The organism is Flavobacterium sp. RSP46, from assembly GCF_003984825.1.
Lineage (GTDB): Bacteria > Bacteroidota > Bacteroidia > Flavobacteriales > Flavobacteriaceae > Flavobacterium.
Map to the genome: position 1 here is coordinate 1 of NZ_RYDM01000003.1, position 15,086 is coordinate 15,086.

Here is a 15,086-nt window from a genome sequence, read left to right on the forward strand (position 1 = left end):
TTGTTATAGCGTTTCTCGAAGCGGGTGCAAAAGTACAACTTTCTTTTTAACTAACAAGAAAAATGTGAAGTTTTTTTGAGATAATTTTTATATCCCTTTCTTCTGCTTTTCTTATCAATCTGTCAAGGAACATTGCGCGTTTTGCGGGGTGCAAAGGTAACATCCGTTTTCTATTCTCACAAGCTTTATCAAATCTTTTTTTGAAAATAAATTTTCCTTTTGATCCAATTAACTTGCCAGTATTTTAAAGAACTTCTGCACCATTACCTCACTATAATTATATTCTAATTGGCGTTCGGTAAACTTGTTTGCGGGTGCAAAACTACACCCTTTATTCGCTTTTACAAGCTTTTTAATCCCTTTTTTTTGACCTTTTCTTAACTTTTTCTTTAACTAGCTGATATCTCGTTTTTTGAAGATCAAAGTTTTTTAAATAATCCTAATTCTTAACTCCCCTTTTAATCCGTTTCAATCCTAAATCACCATTTATCTATCCTCACAAAGCTTTAATCTCCATTCCCTTTTTTGAAACCTATCCAAATCACGCTTTATTACACTTTTTATGCGCTTCCTTCTTTTTCATTTACTGAAAATTAACGCCAACATACCCTATCCTAACAAAAGAGCACAACAGATTAAAAGGTTTTCTCCTCTATAGTGTAATGTCTAAATTCTACTATTGCTTTTATATCCTATATATAAGGTGTCATGAGAAACAACTAAATATTCTGGTTTTATTATCTTCGCGTTAGGGATAGTAGTGGAAAGTCAATAAAAAAACTGAAATTGCATCATTATTTAGTCAGCAGCATCTTTTAAAAGTAGTAAAACAATCTCAATAACAAAAAATTCATGTCGTTAAAAATAATACACACCGCCGATTGGCATCTTGGACAGACCTTTTTGCAAAAATCAAGAATTGAGGAACACACCTATTTTATCGATTGGTTGTTAAAAACCATTCAAACGCAGGTTATTGATGCTATTATTATTGCTGGGGACATTTTTGATGTTTCGAGTCCTTCAATTGAAGCCATAAACAAATATCATTATTTTTTGTTGGAGGCTTATAAACTCAAGGTACAAGTTATAATTATTGGTGGCAATCACGATTCAGCGTCTCGATTAAATTCTTATAAAGATATTTTCAAAATTTTAAATGTAAGTATTGTCGGTGGCGATCTTAACAATGTGGGAGAATTAATCCCAGTTTACAAACGCGGAACAACAAATGCCGCAGCCGTTATTGCCGCAGTGCCTTACCTTCGTGATGGTGATATTCGTAAAATTATCGAGGGCGAAACCGTCAATGAAGCCCATGGTTTATTTACATCGGAAGTAAAAAAGCACTACGATAATTTGTTGAAACAAGCAAAAACGAATTATCCAGGTGTACCCGTTATTGGCACGGCGCATTTGTATGTAACCGGCTGTATTCTCAGTGAACCCGCCGAAAAAAGAATGCATTCTTTGGTGGGGACACTCGGACAAATCCCATCGAGTGTATTTTCAGTCGGATATGATTATATTGCCATGGGGCACATTCACAAACCTCAGATGGTCCAACATCCGGATAATGTGATTGCAAAATATGCCGGTTCCCCAATTTCGCTCAGTTTTAACGAACGCAATGATCTTAAAGAAATAACTGTTTTGACGATTGCCGATAATAAAATAGCACATGAATCTCTGCCGATCCCTTTGCAAAGGAGCGTGATACGATTTGAAGGAAAGGCTGATGAAATTATTGAAAAAATAAAATTACATGAACATTCACAAGTATTGCCAACTTGGGCAGAAATCATAATTACTGAAGCTGTAAATTATATTGACTTTAATAACGAGATAAATGATTTATGTATTGATAGAAAAATAGAAATTTTGAACCGAACTACTAAGTTTACCCCAATTAATAATCAATCAATAAGAGAAGAATATATTGCCGGTACCGATAATAATCCTTTGGATAATATCCCAAAAATCTTTACTATAAGATGCGAAAAGAAAGGAATGAATGAAGAAAGTATTGCCGGAATAATGCCGTTGTTTATGCAGATATTGGATGAAATTAATAACACACATTAGGTTTTCAAAAACATTTTTTAACCCAAGCGATAAACCACCGGCAAAGCATTACAGAATTCTGTCCGATTTCAATAAAAAAATAGCATCTGGTTATGAAATCGCTATAATTCCAAATCACAAACCGGAATGAAGAATGGCGATACCATATTCCTTTAAAAAGCAAATATTATCTTAGTATGAAAATTTTAAAAATAAACATCAACAACATACAGTCTTTGAAAGGGGTTCAACCCGAAATTAATTTTACCGATGGAATTTTGGCCCATGCAGGTTTGTATGCTATTACCGGTCAAACAGGAGCCGGAAAATCAACCATCTTGGATGCGATTACTTTGGCGTTATACGGTAAAATAAATCGATATGGCAATGACAAACCGAGTTCTGAAATAATCACCCGCAATCAAAAAGAAGCTTATGCAGAGGTTACATTCGAAGTAAATGACATCGTTTATTTGGCCAGATGGGCAGCTTCATTCAATAAAAATAACAAAATAAATGCGACGGATGACAGAAAATTGTCTAGAAAAAAGAATGGTGAATTTCGGTTAATTGCCGAAAAAGTATCAAACGTCAATCCAATGATAGAAGAAATTATTGGGCTAAAATACGAGCAATTTACCAAATCCATTTTATTGGCTCAAAATAATTTTTCAGCGTTTTTAAAAGCAAAACCGGATGAACGTGCCGAAATGTTGAGCAAAATAACGGGAACACAAATTTATGAAGAAATCTCGAAGAAGGTTTTTGAGCATACAAAAGCCTTTGAAACTGAAATTAATAACCTAAGAGCCACCATAAACGGAAATATTTTAAATGAAGAAGAATTAAATGCTATTGCCGTTTCATTTGAAGAAAAAGAAAATACGATTAAGGAAATAGAACCGAAATTAACCCGAATTCTGGCGGAAATTGCTTGGTTGGCGGCTGTTGAAAACACGAAAACAGAAATCAATCAGCATAAAAATTCGCTTGAATTGGTGAAGCAACATTTTTTAGATAATATCGAATTATATCAAAAATTAGAGCATTACAGCAAAGCAACACTAATTGAAAAAGATTGGCTAGCTTTTCAAAACAGTGAAAAGGAGTGCACTAAAAATACCGTAAACACGCAAAGAACGACTGATGAAATTGAAAGTCTAAATAAAAATTTGGCTACCATTGCACCCGAATTAGAATCTGCAATCAAAAAACTAGAAGAAACTCAAAAAGAGCAATTACTTAAAAAACCATTAATTGAAAGTGCCAAAACAACTTTTGGAGCGATTGCAAATAATAATGAAACCCTAAAACAAAATGCTAAAGATTTAGTAACAGCAAAAAGCAATTTCGATTCAAACCTAGAAGATTTGAAGGCTCAAACAGCCAAAAAATCAATCTTAGATTCTGCAATTGAACAGAACCAAAAAACCATTGTACAACATGAAAAATATGGCTCATGGGAAACAGAGAAGGGAGCTGTGATTTTAAAACGGCAGGATATTGAAAAATCTCAAAAAGAAATTGAATCGTTTAATATTGAAAGTTTACAAAAACAGATTTCTGATTATGATACAAAAAATATTGGGATAGAAAAGTTATTGCAAAACACAAGACACGAAAACACTACATTAAAATCGGAAGTTGATTTATTAGAATTACAAAAAAAGGATTCAGATACCTTAGAAAATTTATCGAAACTAAAAGACAATACAAAAACCGATTTAGAAAACTGGAAGAAATTATTAGAGTATTTTCCAAAATTAGAAAGTCAAAATGATCAATTAAGACTAAATTCTGCCGAATTAATTACCGCTAATTTATCCAGGGAAACTTTAGAAACAGCAATTTTTGACAAAAAAAAATCGCTGGGGATCTTACATGAAAATAAAAACTTAAAACAGTTATTGGCGAGTTTTGAGGAACACCGACACAATTTAAAAGAGGACGAAGATTGTCCGTTATGCGGTTCTAAAGAGCACCCTTATGCTATGAATTTACCTGAAATATTTTCTAAAAATGATATTGACGATGAAATCAAAGATCTAGATTACGAAATTAAATTAAAGGAAAATGAAAAGGAAGAAGCTGTAAAAAAAGTGGCAAGTTCCAGTCAACAAATCATAAACACGAATGCAACTATTGCTGAAATTCAGGAAGCTATTGCTAAATTAAAATACGTTTTACAAGTTGAAAAAGAGTTGAAAATGGAGGATATTGAAGCTGCAATTCTCAATTTGAAAGCTGAATTTGACTTTGTTCAAGCCCGGATTAATAAACTATCGGAATTGAATGCAGCTTATGACCGTGTTAATAAATTGTATTCCAATAAAACCAGCCATTTAAATGAAATTCATTTGTCCGATACTGCCTATCAAACTGCCAAAAAACAAATAGACGAAAAGGAAGTTAACATAGCCGAAAATTTCGCTTTTATAAAAAAGATATTCTATTCATTTGATGAGAATTTAGAAGAAAATGACATCGCAGCCGTTTCTGAAATCGGCAAGAAACTAGGGGACAATTTAAGAAAACTGAATGCCGGTAATGAAATTTTAAAAGCCAATCAGACTGAAATTGTAACCGTAAACAATGCCATAACGGCGTTTTTAACAAAAAATACCAGTTTAGAAGAGAGTGTTTCAAAGTATATAAAAGAAGATGAAGCGCTTAACACTAAAAAAGGTTTGCTAGAGAATGAATTTAGAAATCAAACGGCCAATTTTGAATTGAAATCACCACAAGAGGAAGAATACCGTTTGCAAATTAAAGGTAAAACGGAACAAGATTTGGTAACCAAATGGAAAGGTAAAAAGGAAATCACCTTGGCTTCCATCAAAAACAAACACGCTGATGTAGGGCAATTGGTTGCCGAAAAATCAGAACTAGATGATGTATTTCGTTTGGCTACAGCCCAATTGAATGATAAGCTGACTGAAAATGGTTTCGAAAACAGTGTCCAATTACAAGAAGCATTAAACTTAGAAAACAGTGCTTTGTTGATTATACAAAAACAAACATTTGAGACTAAAAAACAACAAATTGAAGGAGCATTGAATGCTAATTTACTCAAACAAGAGGAACTCAATTCCAATCCTTTAACAGCTAAATCAGTAGAAGATTTAAATGTCGAAAAAGTGGCTTTAGAGGAAGACAAAACCAAAATAAACCAAGAAATAGGGCAACTTAAGGAGCAAATCAATAATAATAAAAAAATACAGGAGGAAAATCAACTCATAATTGATGTAATCAAAACAAAAAATAATGTATTCCAAAAATGGGATCTATTAAATAAAACGGTAGGTTCTTCTGATGGCAAAGCTTTTAAAAAATTCGCTCAAGATTTTACGCTTTCCTTATTGGTACAACACGCCAATAAGCATCTAGAAACCATGTTCAACAGATATGAACTTTTTAAAGATGACACCTCAGATGAAATGGAATTGCAAATAAAAGACAAAAACTTTTTTGGTGAAATTCGCAATATTAATTCGCTTTCTGGTGGTGAAACTTTTTTGGTAAGTTTATCGTTAGCGTTAGGATTATCCGACCTTGCGAGTAAAAACACTAAAATCCGTTCTTTATTTATCGACGAAGGTTTTGGATCACTCGATCCCGAAAACTTGAATAATGCATTAGACACGCTCGAGTTGCTTCGTCAAAATGACGACCGCCAAATTGGGATCATCTCACATGTGGAAGAATTGAAAAAAAGAATTACCACTCAAATTCAAGTAAAAAAATATACGAGTGAGTTTAGTACTATTGAAATTGTGGATTAACAACGATGAATTAGCACCAGTATAAAGTACCATTTTGTCGCAAATATCTCGTGTTTTTGCGACAAAATAAAACGATTTAAAATACTGCCAATTCGCATTCTTTTAATTAATCCTCTGCCTCTGTTGTTTTTGAAATCCACTGATTCTCGATTCCCCACTTTTTATTTGGTACAGCAGCAGTTTCAAGGATCAGAGTTCCTCCTTTGCTAATCTCCTCTTGTGTCAACCAATTTCTGTATATTGGCTGGCCGTTTAATTGAGCTGATTGGACATAAAAGTACTCTTTATTATAATTAGACACTTGTATGTGAAATGATTTTCCATTTTCCCAATTTAATTTTACGGACTCAAAGATTGGAGCTGTCAAATAATAAATGGGGCTGCCAATATTTGCCGGAGACAGACCTATACTTCGCATTACAAACCAAGAGGACATCGTACCGGCATCATCATCCATAGTGCGGACATAGGCTTGGGGTTCGTTTTTATAGATCTTTTTTATATTCTTTGGTGATTTTTAGGATTTCAAACTATTTATTGAACAAAAAAATGGTGTCTTAACATTTAAGACACCATCTTTACTTTTATATTGTAGGCAATATTATCTTTTTACTCTAACTACTCTTGTAAAATTAGGATAGTTATATTTCCCCAAAACAGACCTTTCCATTTCTAGTTTATAAACTCCCCATGGTAACTTTACTTCAGTTTTAATTAGTTCAATCTTAGCAGTAAGTGGAACATTATTAGAAACTTTTTCTGTTAGCAACTCATACATAACCCGACCGTCCATTTGTTTAGGAATTGTTAAATTATGTAGATGGAGAACAGTGGGAATTATATCTACATTTGATGTAGGCAAATTACCTTCAAACTTATTCTTAAAACTAGGGCCATTAGCCAGTAATGCAATATGAATTTCATATGGACTAAATCCACCATGACCTGCAACACCTTTTGCGAAACTTGTACCTGCATATCCAGCATCATTTTTGTTATCATTCCAGTTCATGTCTACAAGAACATCTCCTGATCGGCCATGATCCCAATATATTGATTCGAAAGAAAGCGTCCCTTCTACAAAACCATTTACATCTCCTTCTTTTAAAGCTTTTGTATAAATACCGCCTATCCAGTTCTGTTCCTGTAAGGCTGCAACAATATTTTTTATGGTCTTTTCATCATGATCCTTTACATAAACTGCTCCTTCAGCAACCACTACTTCTGTTGATTCCTTGTCTTTTTTTAGTCCTTGCTGGATTAGGAAATCTGCAAGGCTTAGTTTTCCAATATGTGTCACAAAACCATGATCGGAAGAAATGATAACATTAAAGTTTTGATCAAGTCCTTTTAATTGAAGTGATTTTATAATCCTTCCAAACTGCTCATCTACATATTTGATAGACTCAATTGCTTCGGGCGATCCTATTCCGTTTTTATGAGCAGCCGAGTCCGGGTCTCCATACCATAAGGTACTTACCAAAGGACCATCAAGCGTTAATCCGTATTTTATAACTGCATCTGTTAACCATTTGTGCTTTCCAAGACCCATTGGAACTGTTCCAATTTCACTGAGTATTTTTGCTTGCATCGACTCTGGCAAAATCATAGAAGTATTAATGATTGCTCCTCCACTAACTTTATGGTTTTGCATTAAGGCTTGTCCTGTAGAACCGGAACTAAAAACAAATAGGCTTTTACCATTTTGTTCTAAAACTTCTCCCAGCGAAACGGATGTTAATAAATGGTTATCTGTAGCTTTAGAAATTTTATTTAATTCTTCAGCTTCTCCCGTATTTAAACCTGCAGTTTCATTTATCTGCGGGAAATACACCGTATTTCCCATTAATCCATGACTTCCAGGATAGCATCCGGTAGATAGCGAAGATGCATTAACCCTAGTTACTGTGGGGAATACACTGTGGTGCTGTTTACCATAACTTCCTTTTTTACTAAATAAATATACATTTGGCATTAATTCAGGGGTGATATAATCCGGTCTTAAGCCATCAAAGAATACAACTAATGTTCGAACATTAGATTTTTCAACCTTTTTTTGCGCTAGACTAGTGGTACTAACAAGCAAAGTCAATGATAAGATTAAGAAACTTTTATTTACGATTTTCATAATAGAATGATTTGGTTTTAAATTTAATCCAACTGGAACGCCTAGGTCTTTCTGGCTCTTAGAAGTATTTCCCTGTTTCTATTTCTGTTTTAGTTTTATATTTAAAAATGTAAAATAGTTTTACTTTTTATTTAATTATTTAGCCCACCAAACTTTACTAACGGTATTATCTCCTCCCATTGCTGCTGAGGCTGCTGCAAGATTTTCAGGATTAAGCGATTGTAGATATGTTGGATAAGGCACCCGATTTGGAAATACTCTTTCTGCTGGTATACCCGTTCCTCTTGGCAAAATCGGATATCCCGTTCTTCTTTTTTCAAACCATGACTGATAGTCAACAAAAAACGAAGCGTAATATTTCTGTGTAATGATTCTCTCTAATTGCGCTTCTACTGATGCATTGGTATCATAAACTACGCCCGCTTGTGTAAGATAATTTGAAGGCATAGTTGCGCCCCATTGGATCATTGATGCAGTTATTGCTGAATCATAATGCTGCTTAGGCGATTTTCCGGTATTAAATCCTTTTAATGCTAATTCTGCTTTAATAGACTCTACCTCAGACCAAGTCATCATTATACCCAATTGGGGTAAAGTTTTTATAAGATCATTATAGCTTGTATTGGCTCCAACCTGGTATTCAGTAGTTATAGGATAACCACTTTCTATACCTTGGTATACATTTTGACCGCCAACCATTACTGTTCTAAACCATATAGTTCTTCTTGGATCGTTATCTGTATTCATTTTATTGATGAAGTATTTGGTAACATAGGTACCATCTCTCCACTCCAATTGTCGTGTATTAAAATACGGATTGTAATAAGGGTATATTCCTGTATATTTAAAAATAGCATCATCAGTATTACTAGTAAACACAGGGTATTTTACAGGGTCCGCTAATAGTGCCGTAATTTGTTCATTGATATTAATCTCCCCATTACGTTTCGATAATCGTAGCAATAATCTCATTTTTAATGAGTTACAGAATTTTTTCCATTTTACAATTCCGGGATTTGCACCTCCTGAAAGGCTATTGGAATTGTATAAAAGATCACCACCATAAGTCAGCGCTTTAGAGGGATCAAGCAAAGCATTGGCTTGTTCTAAATCACTCAGGATTTTAATATATATATCCTTTTGTTTATCGAATGCAGGTTTAAGGTTGCCTTCAGTTGCTTTAACGGCTTCTGAATAAGGAACATCTCCGTACAAATCTGTGATAATAGAATAAGCCCAACATTTATAGATCATCGAGATCGCTTTATAGTTATTCTCTCCTAATGCTTCGGATGTTCTATTAATATCCTCTATATCTGCCATATAACCATAGAAACTTGTCCATATTCCTGCACCAGGATTAATTACATATCGATGCACTCCCTCACCCGAAGGACTAGATCGTGGTGCATCAACTTGCATCAACTCATGGGTAAGATTTCGAGAAGCAGTGATACTAGAATTAACAATTCTATATTGCAACTGTCCCAACATAACTCCCGGTGTGATCTGTTTAGGTCGGTTTGGATCGGTATTTATATCCTCAAAATCTTTGGTACAAGAGGATAGTAGTACTACAAACAAAAAAAGAAAATTATATGTTTTATTCATTTTTATCATGATCTATTGATTTAAAATTTTAGAGTAAGATTAGTTCCTATAGTTCTCGTGGAGGGAAATTGAGCTAATTCAACTCCTGGTGTCAGTGTCCCATTATTTAGATTTCCTCCTTCAGGATCAAAACCAGGAAACTTAGTAAAATTAAACAGGTCTCTTCCGAAAAAAGCAAGACTTGCCGATTTCATTCCTATCTTTTTCAAGAGGGTTTTCGGTAAGTTAAATTCGATCCGAACCTCTCTAATCTTAATAAAAGAAGCGTCAAATATATTGGTCTCTCCATTACCGATGTTATAATAATTTTCATAATAGGAACTAGCAGCTACTCTTACAGTGTTTGGAATATAAGTTCCGTCCGATTGTAAAACGACTCCTTGTCCTACAATTCCGCCATCACGACCTGGAAGCGTTACTCGGGTTTTCCCTAAGGTATTATTCTTATGATTGGTTTGCGAATACATACTTCCTCCTTTTTGTCCGTCTAGAAGTACACTCAATCTTACTTTTCCAATGGTAAACTCATTCATGATTCCTGCTTTCCAGTCAGCAAATGCATTTCCTCTTATTTTCAACACCGGATCCAATGTTGCAGGCAAACCAGCCGAAGTATATATAATCTGCCCGTCAGGAGATCTCTGGAAACCTCTACTGTACATATCTCCCATTCTTCCTCCAACTCTAGCTTCTATGCTTACATTATTCTCGTGGTTATAAATAACTTGGTTTGTAATCCCTGGAGCCAATTCTTTTACATAACTTCTGTTTCTACTCCAAGTCAAGGTGGTATTCCATTTGAAATTGTTTTTGGCTATTATTTTTCCTGTTACAGCTAGCTCCATTCCTCTACTGTTTATTAAACCTGCATTTACGGTTGCATTTGAATAACCCGTAACTGGATCTAATGGAATTGCTAAAATCTGATTGCGACTATTATTATTGTAATAGGCCATATCAATTGATAATCGATTTTTAAACATCCTAATATCAATTCCAGTTTCTATACTTGAAGTTATCTCTGGTTTTAAATTTGCATTAAATAAGATCGAAGTATTCGTAAAGCTATTGCCATAAATCCTGTCATAATACTTATCAGTTTGATACGGTCTTGTGTCATTACCAACCTGGGCCCAAGACAATCTAAATTTAGCAAAAGAGAAAATAGAGGGAAGATTTGTCATTTCGTGAATCAAGAAACTGGAACTGATAGAAGGGTAGAAAAAGGAATTGTTACCATATGGCAAAGTGCTTGACCAGTCATTCCGTCCCGTTACATCTAAAAATATTTTTTCCTGATAGGAGATTTGCCCTAAACCATAAAAACTGTTAATCGCTTTCTTTGTTTTTAAAGGATCTGCAACAGCTTGATCCAAGCTATTTGAAATTTGGTATATTCCAGGCTGTGATAACTGATCTGCATAAAGTCCTACAAAATCATAGTTTTGCCTCATTGAATTGGCACCTGCAATAATGCTATAATTGATATCCTTATTTAGCGCATTCTTATAAGTTAACAGTGCATCTGTATTTATTTCATAACTAAATACATTTTGTTCTCTATACATTCCACGAGCATATTTAGTCATACTAAAAGGACGTTGTTGTGATCTGAACTCATTTGACATATCTAGTCCAGAACGGACCATCAATTCAAGTTTATCATTAAACTGATAGGTAGCGGACAAGTTTCCAATTACCCCGTTTTTATTCATTTTGTTAAGCATTTCATACATACCTAGATAAGGATTATCAGGTCCCGTATTAAAAGGATTTTTTTGTTTTACACCTACTAGGCCAGGCTGCCAATAAGGTTTAAACCATTCCGGCTTAATGTTTGGAGCGGTACCAATCATTAGAAAATACATTATGGATTGATTGTTGTAACCTGCAGCTGGTAGATTATCACTTTTCTTATTCGTATAATTTACTTTACCATTTATTTTTAACTTATCAGAGATTTTTTGATTTATAGATAAGGAGGCATTTAATCTTTCGAAACCCGTATTAGGAAGAATCCAATCATTTTTTAGATGAGTAATCGATAATCGAGTAGAGCCGTTTTCATTCCCACCTTCTAATGCGATACTATTTGATTGTGTCGTTCCTGTTCTAAAAAATCCAGAAATATAATCTTTGTTAGCAACCCATGGTGAACGTTCAGTAGGTTTGCCATTTGCAGCATTAGGATTATATTGAAAATAAGATTGACCATCAAATCTTGGCCCCCAGGCTCTTCCTGCTCCTACATTTGTACTTGTATTTAGTCCGTCAGCACTATCTAAATAAGAATAGTATTTATCAGTTCGACCTTCTCCATATTCAAATTGATAATCCGGCCAACGATTCACTTGATCAAAACTAAAATTACTACTTATTGTTACTCCTATTCCTCCACCTTTAGTTTTGCCAGACTTGGTAGTAATAATAATTGCGCCACCTGCAGCTCTTGTTCCATAAAGTGCCGTTGCACCTGGCCCCTTCAAAACTGTTATTTTCTCAATATCTTCAGGGTTAATATCTGATAATGTTGAACCAAAGTCAACTGGACTATCCTGAGAAAGGTGTGATGAAAATCCTGTACCGGTGATCTTACTACTTACAGGTACTCCGTCCAAAACAATCAAAGCTTGATTGTTATCAAGGTTAAGTGAGGATTCTCCACGAAGAGTTATTCTGGAAGAACCCATTGGACCAGCACCAGATCCCTGGATATTTAGACCAGCAACTTTTCCGGAAAGAGAATTTACCCAGTTATTTGATTTGGCATCTTTTACAGCATTTTCACCAAGAGATTGTGCTGAATATCCTAGCGACTTTTCTTCTCGTTTTATCCCTAATGCTGTTACAACCACCTCTTTTAGAGCCGTTTCATCTTGTCCTAGCATTACTTTAATTTCAGTCTTATTTTCTATATTGATTTCTTTCGTTTCAAATCCTACATAACTTATAGACAAGACTTTTGTATTTGCTGGAACACTAATCGTAAATTTTCCGTCAAAATCAGTTGTTGTAGCAATAGAAGTCCCTGATACAAAAACAGAAGCTCCGGGTATTGGCAAATTAGATTCGTCTAAAACCAAACCTGTAATTTTTCGATTTTGCTGATTCTTTTTCGGAATACTTTTCGGAATACTTTTTGGAGTAATATCAATAAGCTCTTTTACCAGAACTCCATTTTTTGTGACTTTAAAATCAATATTTGCCTTGGTTTTCAAAACCGCTAAGACTTGATTTAAATCTTGGTTATTTATCGTAATTGAAATTTTCTTTTGAAGAAAATTTTGGTCTGACATATAAATAAACTTATTATTTATTTGCTGTTCTATAAGAGTAAAGGTTTGCTTTATGGAAACGTCTTTTAGATTTAAATTGATTTGTTCTTTTTTAACTGCAATATTTTCAATAGCATTTGTATTTGAAGTCTTTGAATAAGATATCCCATTACCAAATAGAAGCAATAAGGATACCGTTAGAATAATTTTTTGTTTCATTTTACCTGTGATTATTTATTGTTATTTTTTACAAACCAAAACTGATCTTAAAATAGCTGGTTTTCTACTAATTATTAAATGGAGTTCAGCAAACCTCTTTTTTTATAGGATTCTAAAGCCCTACTAATATACTTTAGAGCAATAGCGATATGATTTTCAACCGTTTTAGGAGTGACGTTTTGGATTTCAGCAATTTCTTTGTATTTTAAACCATCTATTCTACTGAGTTCAAATGCCTGACGTGATTTTTTAGGAATAATATCTAATATTTCACGTATCAAATTAGTTTTCATTTCTTTTTGTTCATTTTCAATAATCTCCTGCTCCCTACTGGGCGAAAATATAGAGTTTATAGTTTTTGTTTCTTCGATTTGTTGGTGAAATGGCTCTGATTTTCGTACTTTTTTTAAACTATTTTTCACAATTACATAGATATAAGATTTAGGGTTTTTAATTGTATCAAGAATATTTCTATTGGTCCACAACTGAATAAAGATATCAGCCACTTTTTCTTCAACAAGGCACGAGTTCGATTCATAACTCATTCCAAAACGGCACAGAGGCGTGTAATACCTTTTAAAGAAAAGTTCCATCGCCTCGTATTGACCGTTCTGAATTTGCTTAAATAAATAATCGTCTGAAAAACAATCACTACTACCCATTTTTGTTGCATTAATTTTCATGGTACTTGGATATCTCGATGTTGTTTTGAATAGTTTTTGTGATGCTTACCTCTGAAATAAACTCCAGAGACGTTATAAATTCATCAATTGTCTGGTTTTTAAAAGCTCCTTTTATATGCTGATTTGCAATGTCAGCATCCTTAATGATAAAATTTACTCCATAGAATTGATTGATTTTTGGGAGTGCATCTTCAAATTTTTCATCATCCAATATAAGTATATTGTCTTTCCAAGCAGCAACCTTATTCACATCAAAATTCCTTTTGATCACTAACTTGGTTTTAGAATTCCATACTAATTCTTCATTTGGCAATAGGTTAATTTCATCCTTACTTTCTTTAAGCAATACGTTTACTTTTCCTTTTGCCAAAGAAACAGTTTGATCAATGGTATTGCTACTGACATTAAATTCTGTTCCTAAAACTTTCACATCAAAACCATTTGTATGTACAACAAAAGGAGAATTAGTATTCTTCGTAACTTTAAAGAAAGCTTCCCCTTGCAACCAGATGGCTCTTTGTGTACTGAAATCACTGGAATATTTAACTTCACTGCCTGAATTTAAAATAACGGTGCTGCTATCCGGTAACTTAAAAGTTAGCCGCTGCCCTTTAAGGGCAATTTTATGATTGGTATACCCGGAAGGAGTCATTCCTATAAAATAAAAACCCAGACAAAAAACCATAAGAAAAGCCATAGAAAAAACAGCCTTCTTTTTGATAGAAATTTTTACGGATTTTATCTTTTCTGGTTTATTATATTTTGTGATGATTTCCTCAAAAGAAATAGTTTGTATTGGCACTTCACTATTGGGATAATTCATCCAAATGGTTTGAAAATTTTCAAAAACAGCAAGGAGTTCATCATCTAAAGACAGTTCAATTTCAAACACAGATCGCTCTGCTATAGACATTTCGTTGGTAAGATACCGCACACATTTTTTTTCTTTCTGACTAACATTCAACATAAAAAATTCTCTTTACTAATAGGAGTCAAAATAAGAGAAATACCCCTAGTTTTCAATACCATCAAATCGACACGATATCGTTAATGAATTGTTAATCGTCCGGTTTAAATCAGCTTCGAATAGCTGAGCTTGAGAGAACACGCAAAGTCACAGTACTAAAAGAGATATCAAAAAAAAACAATAAGCTTCATTTATAAAAAAAGATCCATGATTAATACTTTCCAAAAAAAAACGAAAAGATATTTCCCATTGAAAAAAGCCTATAGTATTGCAACTGGGACAATGAATTTATCACCACTGGAAAAGCCAAGTCTTATTAGCGTGGAAAATAGTAAATAAGGGACTTACGTACTATTA

Annotated in this window: 8 protein-coding genes; 2 read left to right on the forward strand and 6 right to left on the reverse strand. The window is 33.8% G+C overall.

From position 1 onward, the window contains the following. Positions 1 to 852 precede the first annotated feature (852 nt). Together sbcD and EKM01_RS06275 are read left to right on the forward strand one after the other, a co-directional pair. Complete coding sequence (sbcD, locus tag EKM01_RS06270) at positions 853 to 2,085, forward strand: exonuclease subunit SbcD (RefSeq protein ID WP_126743071.1); 1,233 nt, start codon at positions 853 to 855, stop codon at positions 2,083 to 2,085. 176 nt (positions 2,086 to 2,261) lie between these two features. Beyond that, a complete protein-coding gene (locus EKM01_RS06275; RefSeq protein ID WP_126767443.1) occupies positions 2,262 to 5,846 on the forward strand; it encodes an SbcC/MukB-like Walker B domain-containing protein in 3,585 nt (1,194 codons plus the stop codon). Between the two features lie 106 nt (positions 5,847 to 5,952). Here the strand turns inward: EKM01_RS06275 and EKM01_RS06280 are convergent, their stop codons facing one another. The 6 genes from EKM01_RS06280 to EKM01_RS06305 all read right to left on the reverse strand — a co-directional run bounded on the left by EKM01_RS06280 (position 5,953) and on the right by EKM01_RS06305 (position 14,729). Next, on the reverse strand, positions 5,953 to 6,303 hold the full coding sequence (locus EKM01_RS06280; protein ID WP_233589303.1) for a glycoside hydrolase domain-containing protein: 351 nt from the start codon (positions 6,301 to 6,303) through the stop codon (positions 5,953 to 5,955). 144 nt (positions 6,304 to 6,447) lie between these two features. Then, positions 6,448 to 7,974: an alkaline phosphatase family protein gene (locus EKM01_RS06285; RefSeq protein WP_126767445.1), complete on the reverse strand. Its 1,527-nt coding sequence runs from the start codon at positions 7,972 to 7,974 to the stop codon at positions 6,448 to 6,450. A 135-nt stretch (positions 7,975 to 8,109) separates the two neighbouring features. Next, a complete protein-coding gene (locus EKM01_RS06290; RefSeq protein WP_126568563.1) occupies positions 8,110 to 9,585 on the reverse strand; it encodes a SusD/RagB family nutrient-binding outer membrane lipoprotein in 1,476 nt (491 codons plus the stop codon). Between the two features lie 20 nt (positions 9,586 to 9,605). Next, complete coding sequence (locus EKM01_RS06295) at positions 9,606 to 13,079, reverse strand: SusC/RagA family TonB-linked outer membrane protein (protein WP_199749408.1); 3,474 nt, start codon at positions 13,077 to 13,079, stop codon at positions 9,606 to 9,608. A gap of 74 nt (positions 13,080 to 13,153) precedes the next feature. Next, entirely contained in the window at positions 13,154 to 13,762 is a 609-nt protein-coding gene (locus EKM01_RS06300) for a sigma-70 family RNA polymerase sigma factor (RefSeq protein ID WP_126462192.1), read from the reverse strand. Then, the gene (locus tag EKM01_RS06305) at positions 13,752 to 14,729 is read right to left on the reverse strand and encodes a FecR family protein (protein ID WP_233589304.1); all 978 of its coding nucleotides are present in this window, start codon (positions 14,727 to 14,729) and stop codon (positions 13,752 to 13,754) included. The genes EKM01_RS06300 and EKM01_RS06305 overlap by 11 nt, the downstream gene beginning before the upstream one ends. Between the last annotated feature and the right edge of the window lie 357 nt (positions 14,730 to 15,086).

Coding starts and splice junctions, on each gene's coding strand:
- EKM01_RS06295 (WP_199749408.1), bottom strand. CDS start 13,079: ATGAAACAAAAAATTATTCTAACGGTATCCTTATTGCTTCTATTTGGT.
- EKM01_RS06290 (WP_126568563.1), bottom strand. CDS start 9,585: ATGAATAAAACATATAATTTTCTTTTTTTGTTTGTAGTACTACTATCC.
- EKM01_RS06305 (WP_233589304.1), bottom strand. CDS start 14,729: ATGTTGAATGTTAGTCAGAAAGAAAAAAAATGTGTGCGGTATCTTACC.
- EKM01_RS06275 (WP_126767443.1), top strand. CDS start 2,262: ATGAAAATTTTAAAAATAAACATCAACAACATACAGTCTTTGAAAGGG.
- sbcD (WP_126743071.1), top strand. CDS start 853: ATGTCGTTAAAAATAATACACACCGCCGATTGGCATCTTGGACAGACC.
- EKM01_RS06280 (WP_233589303.1), bottom strand. CDS start 6,303: ATGGATGATGATGCCGGTACGATGTCCTCTTGGTTTGTAATGCGAAGT.
- EKM01_RS06300 (WP_126462192.1), bottom strand. CDS start 13,762: ATGAAAATTAATGCAACAAAAATGGGTAGTAGTGATTGTTTTTCAGAC.
- EKM01_RS06285 (WP_126767445.1), bottom strand. CDS start 7,974: ATGAAAATCGTAAATAAAAGTTTCTTAATCTTATCATTGACTTTGCTT.